The organism is Pseudoalteromonas sp. KS88 (assembly GCF_004766475.1).
In the GTDB taxonomy this organism is placed as follows: domain Bacteria; phylum Pseudomonadota; class Gammaproteobacteria; order Enterobacterales; family Alteromonadaceae; genus Pseudoalteromonas.
The window spans coordinates 38,886-56,751 of sequence record NZ_PYHV01000023.1 but is presented as its reverse complement, the minus strand read 5'-3'; the positions used below and the strand labels follow the sequence as shown (position 1 = coordinate 56,751).

The window sequence follows — 17,866 nt, the reverse complement described above, 5'->3', positions numbered from 1 at the left end:
TTATCCTATTAAAAACAGTGAATAAACGAACAACCAAAGTATTTGAGAGCCATAACTAAGTCTTTGATATAAGCCTGGAACGGTTTTTAATTTGAATGCTTGGGTTAATTTATAAGAAAAATAAAAGCAGCACAGCAGACAAACCGCTGAAATAGAACGCAATAGCAACGGGTAAGAGCTTGAAAAAATAACGATTTTAGGCGCTATGATGAATGAAACTAGTAGTATTAGCCCTGACCAAGAATGGATTTTACAACTTTGCGAAGGTGAATTTGTATATGCATCAGCATCCATAGGAAACCAGCCACAGACCCACGTGCATATAGCATGTATGACAACCATTACACCTATTGCTACTGTAGGCAGGTGTGATTGGTATTCGATGATTAAGTAACAACCAAAAACAGCGAACAACGCCCCTAAAGGGTAATTATTTATTAATGGCGACAGTTTTTGAGTGGGGCTGCCAAAAGCACCTAGCTCACTACAAAACTGCTTTGCGTGACTGTAGTTAGGATAAAACCTCGAGGCAATATATATACCTAAGATAATCCATACAGATGCGATGATCCCTGTATAAGCTAAAGTAGAGTCCAAATTTAATTCCTTTTAAAAGATTGGCGTCGTGGTCTTAAGTGAAATACCGTTAGTTCAAGTCACTGATAAAATAACAAATATCTTTAACTTTGCCTTTGATTAAAGCGTATTAATAGTAACTGTTTAAAATATGTCTAATCCCGGTATAGCCGCTTTGCTAGGATGCATGCAATGATACAGATATATTGCAAGCCCAACATCTCCTGTCCATAAAGTATATCGCCCTTGCCCATAATGCAAACGAGCTGCACGGCATTGCTCAATAGCATGCATTGCGAATTTTTTTGCTCTTTCAAGCCATACAGGGTCTCCTGTTCTTTGATACAAATACAAAAATGCGTACCCGTTACCAGATGTCCCATGGCAGATATTTGAACCTTTTAGGAGTGGACCTGCTTGCCACACTAATTCTGCAGTTTTATCTAACAACTTATCAAGCTGTTTTGACTCAGGTGTATCAATCACTGGTGTTCTAGCCATTGCTGTGACAATCCCCGCGGCTCCATGGCACCATTGGACAAGTAACTTATCAATATCTGGTTTTGTACAAAGCGCCCAGTTAGCTAGGCTCCCCTTTTGTTTAGCTGAAACATTTAAAGTAGCTACGGTGCGCTTGATGATCATTTCGACGTAACCTAATGGTAAAAGATCTGCACCTTGTAAGAGAATATTTGCATTGCCAGTTACCCCATGGCACGCCCCATAATAATGCCGTTTTGGGCCAAATACTTGACTTTGCCAAAGCCACTGCCCCGTCTGAACGTCTTGTATCCAGTTATCCACTAATGACTTTGCGCCTTTCACAAACACATCTTTCCAATGGTGTTTACCTGATTTACGGTATAGCGCTAAGGCGGCATGCATCATTCCACTTTGCCCAGACGTTATCTCGTAAAGTGGAAGATCGACGGTTGCTTCCATACATTTTAAAAGGTATTGAGATACTTCTTGATTATCAGGCTCTGCTAATAGTCGAGGTACCAAAATACCTATTTCACCTATTTGCAGACCCGGTTCTACTGATACATCAGGGGATTTTATAAATGATGAGTGAACGTCTTCAAGTAAATGTGATAAATCGTGTACATCATAACCATAGTTTTTTAAAATTTGTAAGCCGTGGATAGCGCCTGCAGCCCCTGCATAGGCAGACCATTTTGGTCCACTCCTTGGGTAGCTTTCTGCATCAAGTGGATGAGTAGGCCAACAAGCATGAGGTAACATTGATTGCTCAATATCATCAATAATGGATGCTATTTCATTTTCAACAATATTTTGATCCCACAAAGTTGCGGTAAGCGGTTGATGACGCTTCGTATCAAATAGCATTAAATTTTTTATTCTCTATACAACTGTAATCACTGTGCATTAACACAGTGTTTGTTTGATTGTAAATCGTGCAATAAAAGAATATCAAAGATCACTATTACTATGCACTTCCCTACTATTGCTAGGTTTTGTTTACCCTTTAGGTTGAATTTGCAGCAGTCTGTTTGGTGTTTAGGCAAGGCGGCGCCTGTGTGGTTATTCCCCATAAATAGGCGATAACGCAGCATCAATGACAAACAGGCGCTGCCCTTCGGGTTTTGCCTAGGGCCGATTTACTCTTTGTTACCTACATGGATGGTGTTAAGGGGCGTGAGCAGGACGCGCAAGCTTTGCTCGATTTTGACTTAGCCCACTTGGTTACAAATCGCGCGCCGCGATTAAACCGCCCCTAGCTTGAACAAATTTTAATCCGTAAAGATAAACAGACCCTAATATTTTATGTATCTGCAATAAACTAAAACGCCTAACTTGCAACGCAAGTACGCAAGGTATAGCTCGTTTTGATTGAAAAAATGAGTGCTTAACTTCGGTTTGTATTATATCTAACTCGCCTTGGCGTATTTGACTAGTATTAAAAATAAGCCGTATGGATACTATGAGACTGTTAAATAAAAGTAACAAAGTTTAACGTTTACACACACATCCAAAAGGTCAAACATGCACACAATAAATAAAACAGCACTATCAATAGCCGTTGCGTTGGCTTGTTCAATGCCATTGAATGCTCAAGAAGCTTCTACGGATAAAAAGCAAGCGTCAGAAAAAGAAACTGTTTCATTAGAAATCATTTCGGTAACAGCAACTAAGCGCAAAACAAAACTAATGGAAACACCTGTTGCCATTACAGCATTAACTGAAGCCGAGCTGAAAAGAAACGGTGTTAATAGCGTTAAGGATATTGCTAACTTAGTTCCTGGCTTAGATATTTCAACTGCAACAGATCAAGCTGCGCCGGTTATTTCTATGCGAGGTGTACGCTCTACCAATATTACTGAGCTTGGCGATCCGGCTGTGGGTGTTCACCTTGATGGTATTTACTCACCACGTATGCAAGGTGCCCTTGCATTGATGTACGACATAGACAGAGTTGAAGCACTAAGGGGCCCACAAGGCACCCTATTTGGTCGTAACTCAACGGTGGGTAGTATCAATGTTATTTCAGCAAAACCAGAGTTTACCGACTTATATGGCAACGTTAGTATCGAAGCGGGAAACTTTAATAGTAAAAATATTGATGCCGTTTTAAATATTCCTATTAATGATGAATTTGCCGTTAGGTTTTCAGGAAAAGGCTTGAAACGGGATTCTTATTTAGAAGGGTATTACGATCCTAACCAATATGATTCAAGACGCTTAAGCGACGATATTCTTAATGCGCCGGTAATCTCTGAAGATTCTTATCAAGGTGTGGGTCAAACAATTACCCAACGAGAAAACTGGTGGATAGATGGCGCAGGCACAGATCCAGAAGCGCAAAAAGTTCGCGCACTAACACCAGCTGATAAAAGCAATTTTTACAATAATGCGGATGAATATTCATTTAGAGTTAGCACCCTATGGGAGCCTTTAGATGGTAATTTTTCAAACCACACCGTTTTTCAAAAGTATGTAAATGATAGCAATAACAACCTAGATTTAGTTAACTGCGATAAAATTCGCGGCAGAAGTGCTGAACTAGGGGGAGACTGCTCTAACTTTTTACCCAGCGATAATACTTATCAGGCGGTTGTAAATGTGCCCGGTAAGCTTAACTTAGACATCACGTACTTAAGAAATACCCTTAACTACGACATAAACGATGAATATTCGCTTGTCTGGTTATTGGGCTATGAAGATATGGAGCGCTCTTCAGCACAAGATAGTGAAGTAGGTTTAGACCCTTGGGATGGCGCAACTTACTTTTTAGACGGCACTGGCGCAGAATCTTTTTCAACTGAGCTGCAAATACAATCTGATGAATATGGCGACTTTATCTGGATTGCAGGTATAAATTACTTTCATGAAAGAACAAAAACCTTAGGTTATTACGATAACCCTATGGATGACAAAGCGTTTTGGGATCAACCCAATCGTTCTACCGATGCCCTCGCATTATTTGGTCAAGGTACATACAACTTAACTGAAAAGTTACACCTAACACTTGGCTATCGATTTAGTGATGAAACAAAAGAAGATAAAGGCGGAAAAACCTATCGCTGTTCTAATGCTGATGGCTGCGCCGTAGGTTGGTTAAATAGAACTGATTTAAATAACCTTCCTGTTGATTACTACGAAGACCCTTCTATTTATGCGTCGTACTTTGAAAACGACAATAAGGGAAGCTGGAAACACCATGATTTTCGTGTCGGTTTAGATTATGACATTTCACCTGAAACCATGGTTTATACCTATCTTGCCAGTGGCTTTAAAGCTGGTGGTATTGGTGATGTTTACGAAGTGGTAAACGACAGAACCGGTGGCGTTACTCGTTTTGAAACCAAGTTTAATCCAGAAGAAGTACTTACTTGGGAATTAGGAGCTAAATCGAGCTTTTTTGATAACTCATTAAACTTAAAAGCGGCATTTTTCTATACTGACTACACCGATATGCAATATGCATCAGTAGGCTCTATCGGTAATGTTGAGCGCTTATCTGTAGTCGAAGATGAAGATGGTTCTCCCGTTTTAGACGGTAATGGCGAGCCTGTTCTTGATTTTCAAAACAAACCTGTCATTGCTTATTACACACAAAATGTCCCTGGTTCAACAATAAAAGGGATTGAGCTTGAGTTTGACTGGAAGCCGTATCCAAATGGCCGAATTAGTGGTTACGTAACGTGGACTGATGCAAAAGTTACTGAAGATTGGAATACTAAATGGGACTACGACGCGGAGTATCTGTTTGATATTTCTTATGAAGAATCAAAAGATCCTGAAAATACCCTGTTAGCTACCAATCTTAAGGGGAATAACTTAGCAATGACCCCTGAGTTCACCGCCAATATAAGTTACACACATACACTTAACTTAGGAGAATATGGTTTTGTTCACGCATGGCTAAATGCTAGCTGGAAAGATGAGTCGTACTCAACGGTATGGAATGTTGATAAACATTTAGATGACATGGATTTTCAAGTGCCAGATGAAGCTACAAAATATATCGATGATAGCCGCGATGCATTTGCCGTATTTAACGCCTCTATTAAGTATGAGCCGCAAGGACAAAACTGGTTTGCAGAAGTGTTTGTTAATAATGCCTCAGATGAAACTATTCAATACTGGAATAATACTGGCAAAGGGATCCCCAAAGGCAGCTTTGGCATGCCGAGATACTACGGTATGAGAGCGGGTTTTTCATTCTAAATAACCGAGTAAAAAATTACCCTCCTACAGGCTAGAGTACTGTAGGAGGTGCTTTATTAAATAAGGAATTTAATAATGAAAACGAAGCTAATTTCAACCTTGGTTGCTGGCCTTATCGTTATTTCACCCGCCACACACGCTAACTATTTTAAAGACGATTTTTCGTGGGGATTTGACACTCGTATTTGGAGTGCACGTAGTGGCGATAATGGCTCGCCTTTTGGCTGCGAATTTACTCCAGGAATGATTAATCCAAGTCAACACGGCATCACTCTTTTCTTATCAGAAGGTGCGTGTGCTGAGCTGCAAAGTAATCACTTTTATAGTTTTGGTAAGGTACAAGGTAGTGTTAAGTCGGGCAATATCGCCGGTACCGTGTCTTCTATTTTTACTTACACCTCATGGTGGGATTCGCCAGGACGCGCGTGGCAAGAGATAGATATCGAACTATTACCTTCTTTAGGCAATGTCGTTCATACCAATGTTATCTACCAGCCCCAAGGAGGCACATATCAAAGCTGGGAAGAGGATATTGATTTAAGCCAATTCGGGCTTGATTACAGAGAAAACTTATTAACCATTGGCTTCGACTGGTCTAGTTCATCAATTCGTTGGTATCTCTTCGACTCACAAGGAAACGAGAAAACAATTAGAGTGATGTACAAAGACAATGGGGATGGCGTAATAGCTAATAATGAAATTCCCCGCTATGCGTGGCCAATTGATAAAACAAAAATAATGATTAACCAGTGGAATGGTGACAACTCGACTCAAGGAAATTACTTTCCGGGTCAATACTACGGCAGCCCTTCATGGGCATATTATGATTTTATTGAATATATTCCACACTAAATTAATCAATCCGTATTTATAAAACAGTATTTAATCTCGAAGGTTTTAAATGTCGAAAATAAAACACCCTAAATTATTACTTTGCTTATTGCCTGTTTTTGGCATGTTCAACTGCCAAAATGTATTGAGTGCAGACAATCAGCAAGTTAATTGGCCTTATGTGAACACACAACTTAAGCGTGATCCTGGCGTTAAAAAACAGATTGATAAACTGCTCGAAACAATGACTATAGAGCAAAAAGTTGCGCAAATGATACAGCCAGAAATTGGCTATTTAACTGTCGAGCAAATGAAAAAGTATGGATTTGGCTCTTATCTAAATGGCGGGAATACCGCCCCTTATGGTAACAAACGAGCGGATCAAGCTACTTGGTTAAAATACGCAGATGAAATGTACTTGGCTTCTATGGATTCGACCATAGATGGTATTGCAATCCCGACGGTGTGGGGGACCGATGCCATGCATGGGCATAGCAATGTGTATGGTGCTACGTTATTTCCGCACAATATTGGCTTAGGCGCAGCGCGCGATGGCGATTTAATAAAACGTATAGGGCAAGCAACAGCAAAGGAAGTGTCGGCCACGGGTATTGAGTGGAGTTTTGCACCCACAGTAGCGGTTGTCAGAGATGATCGCTGGGGGAGAACCTATGAAAGCTATTCAGAAGATCCTGACTTAGTTAAATACTATGCGGGTAACATGGTGACTGGTATTCAAGGTGACATAGGCGCTGACTTTTTAAAAGGCAGTAACCGTATTGCCACCGCTAAGCACTTTGTGGGTGATGGAGGAACTGAGCGAGGTATTGACCGCGGTAATACGCTAATTGATGAAAAAGGGTTAAGAGATATTCACAGCCCGGGTTACTTTTCAGCGATTAGTGAGGGAGTGCAATCCGTTATGGCATCCTTCAATAGCTGGAATGGCAAACGTGTACATGGCGATAAACATTTATTAACGGATGTACTTAAAAACCAGTTAGGTTTTGATGGCTTTGTTGTAAGCGATTGGAATGCGCATAAGTTTGTAGAAGGCTGCGATTTAGAGCAATGTGCGCAAGCAATTAACGCGGGCGTTGATGTGATAATGGTGCCAGAGCATTTTGAAGCCTTTTATCATAATACTGTTGAGCAAGTTAAAGCGGGTGTTATACCTCAATCACGAATAGATGATGCTGTTAGACGTTTTTTAAGAGCTAAAATTCGCTGGGGTGTGTTTACAAAGGGTAAACCATCCTCGCGTCCTGAGTCACAATACCCACAATGGTTAGGTGCTTCTGAACATAGAGAGCTGGCAAGAGAAGCGGTAAGAAAGTCATTAGTGTTATTAAAAAACAACAATAACCTGTTGCCAATAAACCCAGCTAGCCATATTTTGGTTGCCGGCAAAGGCGCTAATGCAATCAATATGCAAGCAGGTGGTTGGAGTGTGTCTTGGCAAGGCACTGACAACACCAACAGTGACTTTTTAAATGCGACCTCTATTTTCTCAGGATTACAATCATCCGTTTTAAAAGCAGGTGGTGAAATAAGCTTAAGTGAGTCTGGTGAGTATAAAACCAAGCCAGACGTAGCCATTGTAGTTATTGGTGAAGAACCGTATGCAGAGTGGTTTGGAGATATAGAACGACTAGAGTTTCAGCCTGAAACTAAACAGGCTCTCAAATTACTGCGTAAACTTAAGGCCGATAATATTCCTGTTGTCACCGTCTTTTTGAGTGGCCGCCCGCTTTGGGTAAATAAAGAGCTCAATGCATCTGATGCTTTTGTTGCTGCATGGTTGCCAGGCTCTGAAGGCCAAGGTGTTGCCGATGTATTACTCACTGACCAACAAGGGAATGCTCAGTTTGATTTTGTCGGTAAGCTGAGTTTTTCATGGCCAAAATACGATGAGCAATTTAATTTAAACCGTGGTGATGCCAATTACGATCCCTTGTTTGCGTATGGTTATGGGTTAACTTATCAAGACAGCATCAATATGTCCGCCTTAAGTGAAAAAACCACGCCTAGAAAGAACGTAAAAAGTAATGCCCAGCCTTTGTTTGTAAGAAGCTTAGCTAAAAACCTAACTTGGAAACTAACAGATAGCACAACAGCGCACGTTTTAACGACCGGCTCATCGGCAACCAGTGGTGATAAAAAAAGCCTGCTCATGCAGTCGGTGAACTTGTCGTATCAAGAAGATGCAAGACAATTTAGTTGGCCATCTCAATTTGCTAATGCAACGCTGAGTCTAAGCTATTTAAAGCCTGAACTACTTGATAGCAAATTTAATAACGCCTATCTTGAATTAAAACTGCGGTTAGATAAAGCGCCTGAGCAAGGCGCTAAATTACAGCTTATGTGTAACGAAAGTAATTGTTTAAGAAGCATTAAATTTTCATCGTTAAACAAGGTAATGTCTGATAAACGCTGGCATACTTTGGCAATACCGTTAAATTGTAATAATGGCGATGTATCTGCAGAGATAACAGATGTACTGCGCGTAACTAGTCGTAACTTACGCTTAGCAATTGCAGATGTAACCTTAACGAAGAAGCCAGATAATAATGCTTCAAAATTAAGTTGCGCAAATTAGCCACACTCAATGGCAGTCGACAAAGAACAGATAATCGGCTGCCTTTAAAACTGGATCTACGAATGTGAATGCCAAAAACCCCAGAAGCCACCTTTTCTGGTTATTTCAAAGTTGTGGTTGGATTGTATATGCAATGCTAACTGAGCTGATGATTAAAATACCCAGCGAAGAGCCGTGGTCAATACACATACCGCATTTAATCATTGATGTAACATGTGGTTTTTTGATCACGCTAGCTTTAAGAAGAGCTTACAACTGCTCAAGCAAGCACGCATTCAAAACGAAAGTCGCATCACACTTAATACTGTTGTTAACTGCAACATTAGTTTGGACACAAATAAAGTGGGTCACTTTGCAATGGTTATATGGCAATGGCTGGCTTGCCATGTCGTGGTTTGACTTTGGTACTTGGACGTCAGCATCGTTAACTATGCTTTCAACATGGACTGCTTTTTATTATGCAATTAAAATTTATTTAGATAATTTAGAGCAAACTCAAAAAGCCGCAGAAGCGACGCACCTTGCCAAAGAGTCGCAACTTAAAATGCTACGATACCAGCTTAACCCGCATTTTATGTTTAACAGCATTAATGCCATTTGCACCTTAATCTTAAAAAAAGAAAGTTTGCAGGCTGTTAATATGCTCGAAAAACTATGTGACCTACTGCGTCATAGCTTGTATACCGACCCACTTGAAAAAGTAGCGATTAAAGAAGAAATTGCCATATTAAAAACCTACTTAGATATAGAGCAGTGTCGATTTACCGACCGGTTAGAGGTTAATATAAGCGTTGATGAACCATGCAACGATTTATTAATCCCTTCTTTATTAATTCAACCGTTAGTCGAAAATGCCTTAAAACATGGTATGCGAGCAGATCAAAAAATGGTGATCACAATCAATGTTGAAAAAACAAAAACCGCATTGCTCATTAAAGTTGCAGATACTGGCAAAGGGTTTAACGACAATAAAAAATCAAAAAGAGGCATAGGCTTAGCTAATTGTGAGCAACGCTTAAAATTAATCTATGGAAACAGCCACCACATTGAAAAAGGCAATGCCAAAACAGGCGGCGCATGGCTGTGTATTTCTCTTCCTATTAATGGTTTGCAATAATGATGCGATTAAAAACTTTACTGGTTGACGATGAATACAGCGCTATTGAAGGGTTACGTATTCGTTTGGAAGCTTTTGACGAAATAGACGTGATTGGCAGTGCCCAAAGTGCTGATGAAGCAATTAATATATTGAACAAACATGACGTAGATTTAGTTTTTTTAGATATAGAAATGCCAACAAAATCAGGCTTTGAGTTAATTAAACATTTTCAGCCAGAAAGCTGCCCAGCGGTTATTTTTGTTACTGCGTTTCACCAACATGCGGTTAAAGCATTTGAAGTGCGCGCACTTGATTACTTACTTAAACCCGTTAAGTTAGACCGTTTAGCTGAAGCGATTGATAGAGTTATTAATACTGCAAAGCTAAATAGTAAAAACGAGCTCATTGAAGTACAGCAGTCATTGGTGAAAAATGACCCCGACGAAATCGCCGTTTCTGCTAATTCTGACTATAAATTTGAAGCCGAAAACTTAGTGATCCAAGATGCTAAAAACCCGATTCAAATAATTCCGTTTAAAGAAATTTTATGGATCGACGCCGCTGGCGATTATATGTGTGTTCATACACTGATAGAAACCTATGTAATGCGAGCGCGTTTAAAAGATCTTGAAAAAAACACCTTACCAGAAGACTTCTTACGCATACATAAATCAACCATTGTTAATTTAAGCCACATCAAACAGCTCAACCCATTACGTAACTCTGAATACATGGCAGTGTTAGATAATGAAAAAAACCTAAAGGTGAGTAGAACGTACAGTAAAAATTTAAAAAGCTTAATAAAACAATAACGGTGGTTTTTTAGTAACACTACCGCCAACATTTTTAATGTAAACGTAGAGCTTTGCTTACGTTAAAAGCACAGCTTCTCATTGCTAAAAACCTAAGCTGCGATTTTAAGTTTAAGGAAGGCTTTATTGCCTGTGCTCCTATGGGCTTTTGTAATGCTGAAGCCTAATACGCATAAAATCATTAGACTCAATACCCTGCTTAATTACCGCTTCGAGTTTTTCTTTGTAATGGTACAGAGGAGATTTTGTACTGATTGCAATGTAGTAGTCTTTTTGAACACCATCTTTGAGCGATGCACTGATGATTTTGTTAGACAGCCCTTCTTGCTCTAAAACATGTTGAGCACTTTGCTCAAAATGTAAAAATGTATCAATCCTCTTTAACATTAATAATTCAATTTTTTGATGCAACGTAGTAACAGTAACGATATCTAGGTATTTTTTTTCTGAGTCTTTGAGCATGCTTTGCTCATCTATCGTTAACCCAGCGACTAGCTTTTTAAGATCCTCTCGATTAGCAAGCGTGCCTTCATCTTCAACTCTCAAGAAATATGAGCTTCGGATCTGTTCGTAAGAGGGTTGAAGCTTATAATACATATCACTTTGGGGTTGAGACCCTTTCAAACCCACCATGATGTCAATCTCCCCTTTTTTGAGGGCTCTTATACGCCTGGCAAATGGCATAGGAAAAATGTGTAGATCCATAGACATTTTATCTGAGAGGTAGCGCAGGTACTTTTCTTGTAGCCCATCGCGAAACTCACTAGAGACAGAGCTTCTTATTGTCTCATTGGCTTGAACACTACTCGCTACCAAAAGAATAACAAAAAAGATAAACCAGCATTTAAGACTTAAAATACGCATTCAATAAGCTACATCACAAAAAAATTAATATAGCCGCTTTCACAGCCCAGTTCAACTTGAGTCAATAGTGTACCTGCTCGCAAGCTACGTAATTTGCGCACTTGTCCCACCTATAACAGGAACTATCTCTTAAACTCTGTGTGTAATTCGAGATTTGGCTCATATTATACGCCCCATAAACCCCTTATATTAAAAATTTAGCGCGCTAAAAAAAGGCCATCAACCTCAGAATTTACCACAGTCAATAACCGGAGTAAGCCAATATTTTAATCTCGCTGGTTGGCAAATTGTCTTTAACGCTTCCTTAATAGGAATATAGTGAGTGGACAAGATAAGCACTTCAAATTGGTAAAAGGTTCTATGTCCTGCAACTTGTTCAGCCGTATCGAATTGGCTGTGCTCCTTACTAAAACCTTGAATTTTATTGAGGTTAAAGCCACTGATGTAATCAAGGTCGATTAAAATATCGATGACATCATCTTTTAGTAAACTGGGTACGTTCAATGTAAAAATAACTTGTTCAGACATGCTTTGTCTCCAGCCAACGATAAAACAGTGGGAGTAAATACAGGGTAGTCACCGTTGATGTAACGAGCCCACCGATGACAACTATCGCAAGTGGTTTTTGTATTTCGGCACCTGGGCCTGTTGCAAACACTAAGGGAATTAAGCCAAACATGGCGGTTGTCGCTGTCATTAGCACCGGGCGTAACCGGCGAACTGCGCCATTTATTACGCAGTGTGTTAAATTGACTGCGTGTACCTTAGTTTGCTCAAAGTAACTGATCATAACAATTGCGTTTAATACAGCAATACCAAGCAGTGCGACAAAACCGACGGAGGCTGGTACTGATAAATATTCATTACTAATATACAGTGCAATCACCCCCCCCATTAAAGCAAAAGGAATATTGGCGATGATCAAAGCTGATTTTGCGACTGATTTAAAAGTAGTAAATAAAATTATAAAAATGATAATTAGCGCAAGTGGTATTAGGATTAATAAATTCTGTGTGGCGCGTTGTTGACTCTCAAATTCACCGCCGAATGATAAGGTGATACCTTGAGGTAGCTTTATTTTTTCGGTAATAATTTTTTTAAGCTCAGTGACATAGCTGACAACGTCGCGATTATGTACATTAACACTGACAGAAGAAAATCGTTTACCTTTTTCTCTTTCAATTAACTGTGGCCCCGATTTATAACTAATACTAGCCACCTTATGCAGAGGAAGTAAGGTATTATCAGGCATTAAAATAAGCGAGTCTTTTAAGGCCTGAATAGAAGATAAATCTGTCGAGTTATTTTCAACTACACCTGTGCTTGATAAAACGATGGGGACAACTCTATCCCCTTCTAATAATGTAGACAGCTTTTTTCCTTCTAACTGTACCGTTAAGTAGTCACTCAGTGCCTGTGTAGTTAAACCAAATTGACTAGCCACACCTGGAATGAGTTTAATATTCACATATTGCCCACCTTCAATTAATGCCATTTGTACATCGGCTGCGCCTTGAACTTCCTTGGCAAGCTGCGAGATTTTGTCTGCTATGTCGGCAAGAGTATAAATATCATTGCCAAATACTTTGATTGATATATCCCCGGTACTGCCCGTTAGCATTTCTGAAACTCGCATCTGAATGGGTTGCGTGAAACCTATATTTATTCCTGGGAACTGATCTAGTGTTTGACGAATGTCATCTATTAGCTGAGCCTTAGTATCAAAGCGCCACAGCTCTTTTGGTGCAAGCTCCATAAATACATCGGTTTCATTTAACCCCATTGGATCAAGGCCGAGTTCATCCGAGCCTGTTCGTGCTATAATTTGTACAATTTCAGGAGTGCTTTTCAATAGCTGCGCTTCAATCTGCGCGTCTATATCAACTGAGGCCACAAGAGATATGCTCGGTGATTTTTCCAGCTGGACAATAATATCGCCTTCATCTAGTACGGGCATAAAACTTTTCCCTAGCCCTTGAAATAGACCAATACTGAGGCAAAAAGTCAGCAATGTAAGTAAAATCATAATTTGAGGTTTATTGATAACGTGCTTTAACGTCTTGCTGTAAAACGCTTGTAAGGTGAGCACTAATACAGGTTGCCTGATTGGTTCATCTTTTAAAAGTAGTGAGGCCAAGATTGGGATCACTGTTAACGAAAGTAATAACGCACTGAGCATAGCAAACACGATGGTTAATGCTACGGGCGTAAATAGCTTACCTTCAAGCCCATTAAGCATGAGCAGCGGGGAGAACACTATTACTATGATCAAGGTACCTGATAACACAGGCGATGCAACGTCTTTACATGCACGGTAAATAACATGTAATTTTGGTAAATTTTTATTACTGCTTAGTCTGTTTACTATGTTTTCAACGATTACAACGGATGAGTCCACCAGCATGCCAATAGCAATCACAAGCCCACCTAAACTCATTAGATTCGCCGATAAGCTAAACAGATCCATTAAAATAAAGGTGAATAAAGCAGCCATGGGTAACGATAAAGATACCACCAACGAAGAACGAATATCGCCCAAAAATAGCGCCAATATCACAATGACTAAAATGATTGCCTGACCCAATACGCTCGTTATAGTGCTAATTGCGGTATTAACTAAATGAGAGCGGTCGTAAAAAACATTTACTTTAGTGCCTCTAGGTAATGAGGCTTCAATTGACTTAAGCTTTGTTTTTACTGCGCTGATCACCTCAGCTGTATTGCTATTTTTTAAAGCAATAATAATTCCTTGAACAGCCTCTTTAGAGTTTTTGGTCACTGCACCATACCGGGTCAAGCTGCCTACTGAAACAGTCGCGATATCATCCAGGCGTATCACTTTATTTTCAATTGTTTTAATAACCGTACTTTTAATATTTTCAATACCTGTGTACTTTCCCTCTGTACGTAAAATAATTGCATCATTCCCCTTTACAAGTCGGCCAACCCCGCCGTTTTGATTGGCTTTATTGATCGCAGTAGTCACGTCATCAAAACTTAGTTGGTACTGCTGGAGTAATAAAATAGACGGTGTAATTTCATACACTTTTGAGAAACCACCTAAACTATTGACCTCTGCCACTCCCGGAACCGTTCTCAATAAGGGCCGAATTTCCCAGTCAAGTAGCTCTCTTTTTTTGCGTAATGATAAAGAGGGGTTCTCTATGGTAAACATAAATATTTCACTCAACGGCGTACTCATCGGCGCTATTCCACCACTAATATTCTGTGGCAGTGAAGGTAATACATTTGATAGTCGCTCATTTACTTGCTGTTTAGCCCAATAAATATCGGTACCATCTTCAAAATCTAGGGTGATATCTGTAATGGAATATTTTGTTGTCGAGCGCAGCATTTTTTGTGAAGGTATACCCAGCAGCTCTGTTTCTATTATACGAGTAACCTGTGATTCAATTTCCAAGGCACTCATCCCAGGTAACTTATAAACAATTTTGACTTGCGTAGGCGATATCTCAGGAAATGCATCCACTGGCATACTCAACCATGCTTTAACACCAATTAACAGTGTAAAAAGCACGATGATACTGACAAATAAACGTTGAGAAAGAGAAAATTTAATGAGTTGATTTAACACTTATTCTTCCCCTAATCCTAATAGTAAGCCTTGTAAAATACTTACCGAGCTAATCAATACTTGCTGATCAGTGAATGCATGCTGTGATGTAAAAAAGTAATTTTTCTTATCAGCACTAATAAGCTCTATTTCAAATAGCTTAAGAGAGTCATTGTCTTTAACTGCAATAAGGTTTTTGCTGTTAAACTCAAACACCGCAGACTTATTTATTTTGTAACCGTTTAACTTCTTCATAGGAGTCACCGTTAATCGCTCTCCTAATCTAAGATCACACTTATCAAAGTCAGGCTTTGCCCACAAAACTTGATGGTATTTGTCGGCTATCTCTTCCCGATGATCAAGCACTAGTTGGCACTCAGGGGTTACTTGAAAGTAAGTATTCAACGCTGTGGATTGCAATACAGTAAGTAACTTTACACGTAATGCATCTTGGCTAATGACATTAAATGCCACATCGCCTTGTAAATGCTGCTTGGTTTGGTCTATCAGCTTTACAATACCTTTATGTGGGCTGATCAATGATACTTCTTCATCATTGCCAATTTTGATTACTGACATTTGATGTTCGATATGTTCAACGTTTAGTTTTGCTGTGTAGTAGCTTTTAGTGATCTCAACCCATTCTGAACTTCTAATAATCTTGTCTTTGAAATGTTGCTTATTATTATCAAAATGTACTTGCGCAATACTTAATAATTTTTTTGCAAGCAAATAGGATTCAATAAAGTGATGTACATCTATTCCTTCAACAGTAGCAATGACATCTCCGGCATTTACCGCATCACCATTGTTGACCAAATAATGAACTCGTTGTACGTCAAAAGGAAAATGCACAGAGAAACTGTCGCCTGGTTTATGAGTCACTTCCCCTATTAGGTTTTGTTCTTTTACAAACAGCGCAGGCTTAACAGCTGCAAACTTAACTTCAAAGCCGCCTAATTGGTTTATTTTTAGTTGTTCAACTGCTTGAGCTGCACAAACGAATATTGTTTGAGATAGAACAACAACCAAGAAAAAAAATAACGTATAGTAATTAACTATGCATTTGTTTAATTGTTGCTTATACGTTGAATACTGCATATAAAAATTTAGTTTCCAAAATTAATGTGAATGCAATGTGCCATGCTAATGCACTAAAATCATGCGGCATCTGCCTAACTGTACCTATAAAAACTTATTATTGCGCTATGGTACACATGCCCATTGAATTTATAAGCAACTGATATAAGAGAACTTTAATGAGAGATAAACTGATAGCCATTACATTGTTACTAATTATGGTGCTTAATTTTTTTGACGTACTGACTGATATCTCATTAGGTGTTCCTACTTGGCATATTATTTCTGAGGGCATGATTGTGTTGATGTCCGGGGTGGGGGCTATTTTTTTAATTTTAGATATAAAATCTCGCACATTTGATTTGCATCATTTGAGGCAAGAGTTGCTCATCTCTGACGATAAACTAAAAAATATTTCAGCCGAAATGAAAACAGCGCGTCATACATACAGTGCCATGATCCACTCTCAATTTACACAATGGTCACTCACTCCCAGTGAGCAAGAGGTCGCCATGCTGTTATTAAAGGGGTTAAGCTTTAAAGAAATAAGTGCAATAAGGCATACCAAGGAAAAAACTGTTCGCCAGCAAGCATCGGTCATTTACAGCAAAGCAAACGTTGAGGGGCGCCATGAATTTGCAGCTTGGTTTTTAGAGGACTTTATTGAAGTTGTGTGATCCTCAATTTTTAGTTAACTAATTGCGCTATCATTTAATACTACTGTTTACGTAGGCAGCTGTGCCTTCTTGGCCTATACTTTAAGCATCGCGATTTTTACGATCATGTGCGTTCCTTTTACTTAACCAATTGAATAGGCAGATTTTATAGAATTTGGTTGGATTATTTTTTTTGCTTGCAGTGGTGACTTAAAATGCACATCATACCCACACATTTTGTACTGGATTTAATTTATGCCTAAAGACATATTAGCTCGTAACAACGTCAAAATAATTGGCGATGGTGATACAACAATTATGCTCGCGCATGGGTTTGGCTGTGACCAAAATATGTGGCGATTTATCCAGCCTATGTTAGCCCCAAACTATAAATTGGTGCTATTTGATTATGTAGGGTGCGGTCAATCAGACACATCTGCTTTTAGTAAACAGCGCTATCAATCACTAAACGGTTATACACACGATGTAATCGAGATTTGTGAAGCATTAAAACTCAAAGATATTGTCTTCATTGGTCACTCTGTCAGCAGCATTATAGGAATGCTCGCAGCTATTGAATCACCGAGTTTGTTTAAAAAAATTATAATGGTTTGCCCCTCCCCTTGCTTTCTTAACTTACCACCAAACTATTTTGGAGGCTTTGACAAAAGCGACTTAGAAGAACTAATTGATTTAATGGATAAAAACTACATTGGCTGGGCTAATTATTTGGCACCTCTCGTAATGGGACAAAATAATAAAACTGAGTTAATTAACGAATTATCTGAAAGCTTTTGCTCAACCGATCCTAATTATGCCAAACCTTTTGCCAAAGCCACTTTCTTCTCTGATGACAGAGCAGCACTTGAAAAGCTCACACTGCCCACTTTGATATTACAAAGCAAAGAAGACAATTTAGCATCTGTTGAAATAGGCCAATATATGCATGAGAAAATAACAGACTCAACTTTAGAGATCATAAACGCCCATGGCCATTGTTTACATATGACGGACCCTGAAACCGTATTTAGTTTAATTAATCAATTTTTAGATGAATAAACCGACGCTTGACTCGTTTCCTTG

Annotated in this window: 13 protein-coding genes; 7 read left to right on the top strand and 6 right to left on the bottom strand. The window is 39.2% G+C overall.

The features are described from left to right. Together C7Y70_RS15455 and C7Y70_RS15450 are read right to left on the bottom strand one after the other, a co-directional pair. A complete protein-coding gene (locus C7Y70_RS15455; RefSeq protein WP_135475686.1) occupies positions 1-597 on the bottom strand; it encodes a DUF998 domain-containing protein in 597 nt (198 codons plus the stop codon). 123 nt (positions 598-720) lie between these two features. Further along, a complete protein-coding gene (locus C7Y70_RS15450) occupies positions 721-1,926 on the bottom strand; it encodes a LanC-like protein (protein WP_135475684.1) in 1,206 nt (401 codons plus the stop codon). A 657-nt stretch (positions 1,927-2,583) separates the two neighbouring features. Between C7Y70_RS15450 and C7Y70_RS15445 the strand changes: the two genes are divergently transcribed. The 5 genes from C7Y70_RS15445 to C7Y70_RS15425 all read left to right on the top strand — a co-directional run bounded on the left by C7Y70_RS15445 (position 2,584) and on the right by C7Y70_RS15425 (position 10,609). After that, positions 2,584-5,268 (top strand): TonB-dependent receptor, encoded by a 2,685-nt coding sequence (locus tag C7Y70_RS15445; protein ID WP_135475682.1) that lies wholly within the window; start codon positions 2,584-2,586, stop codon positions 5,266-5,268. A gap of 75 nt (positions 5,269-5,343) precedes the next feature. Then, on the top strand, positions 5,344-6,120 hold the full coding sequence (locus tag C7Y70_RS15440; RefSeq protein WP_135475680.1) for a family 16 glycosylhydrolase: 777 nt from the start codon (positions 5,344-5,346) through the stop codon (positions 6,118-6,120). Positions 6,121-6,169: 49 nt separating this feature from the next. Beyond that, positions 6,170-8,698 (top strand): glycoside hydrolase family 3 N-terminal domain-containing protein, encoded by a 2,529-nt coding sequence (locus tag C7Y70_RS15435; RefSeq protein WP_135475678.1) that lies wholly within the window; start codon positions 6,170-6,172, stop codon positions 8,696-8,698. A 64-nt stretch (positions 8,699-8,762) separates the two neighbouring features. Then, entirely contained in the window at positions 8,763-9,815 is a 1,053-nt protein-coding gene (locus C7Y70_RS15430) for a histidine kinase (protein ID WP_245321558.1), read from the top strand. Next, a complete protein-coding gene (locus C7Y70_RS15425) occupies positions 9,815-10,609 on the top strand; it encodes a LytTR family DNA-binding domain-containing protein (RefSeq protein ID WP_135475676.1) in 795 nt (264 codons plus the stop codon). The genes C7Y70_RS15430 and C7Y70_RS15425 overlap by 1 nt, the downstream gene beginning before the upstream one ends. 138 nt (positions 10,610-10,747) lie before the next feature. Here C7Y70_RS15425 and C7Y70_RS15420 read toward each other — a convergent pair whose 3' ends face one another. The 4 genes from C7Y70_RS15420 to C7Y70_RS15405 form a co-directional block, all read right to left on the bottom strand. Further along, positions 10,748-11,473: a transporter substrate-binding domain-containing protein gene (locus C7Y70_RS15420; RefSeq protein ID WP_135475674.1), complete on the bottom strand. Its 726-nt coding sequence runs from the start codon at positions 11,471-11,473 to the stop codon at positions 10,748-10,750. A 225-nt stretch (positions 11,474-11,698) separates the two neighbouring features. Further along, positions 11,699-12,001 carry a DUF3240 family protein gene (locus C7Y70_RS15415; RefSeq protein WP_135475672.1) on the bottom strand — a complete coding sequence of 101 codons (303 nt, stop codon included), beginning with the start codon at positions 11,999-12,001 and terminating at the stop codon, positions 11,699-11,701. Next, a complete protein-coding gene (locus C7Y70_RS15410) occupies positions 11,994-15,068 on the bottom strand; it encodes an efflux RND transporter permease subunit (RefSeq protein ID WP_135475670.1) in 3,075 nt (1,024 codons plus the stop codon). The genes C7Y70_RS15415 and C7Y70_RS15410 overlap by 8 nt, the downstream gene beginning before the upstream one ends. Beyond that, complete coding sequence (locus C7Y70_RS15405; RefSeq protein ID WP_135475668.1) at positions 15,069-16,148, bottom strand: hypothetical protein; 1,080 nt, start codon at positions 16,146-16,148, stop codon at positions 15,069-15,071. It abuts the gene before it with no gap. Positions 16,149-16,306: 158 nt separating this feature from the next. Between C7Y70_RS15405 and C7Y70_RS15400 the strand changes: the two genes are divergently transcribed. Both C7Y70_RS15400 and C7Y70_RS15395 read left to right on the top strand, forming a co-directional pair. Further along, a complete protein-coding gene (locus C7Y70_RS15400; RefSeq protein WP_135475666.1) occupies positions 16,307-16,804 on the top strand; it encodes a helix-turn-helix transcriptional regulator in 498 nt (165 codons plus the stop codon). Positions 16,805-17,038: 234 nt separating this feature from the next. Then, positions 17,039-17,842, top strand: coding sequence for an alpha/beta hydrolase (locus C7Y70_RS15395; RefSeq protein WP_099297400.1), 804 nt, complete (start codon positions 17,039-17,041; stop codon positions 17,840-17,842). The last annotated feature ends 24 nt before the right edge of the window (positions 17,843-17,866 follow it).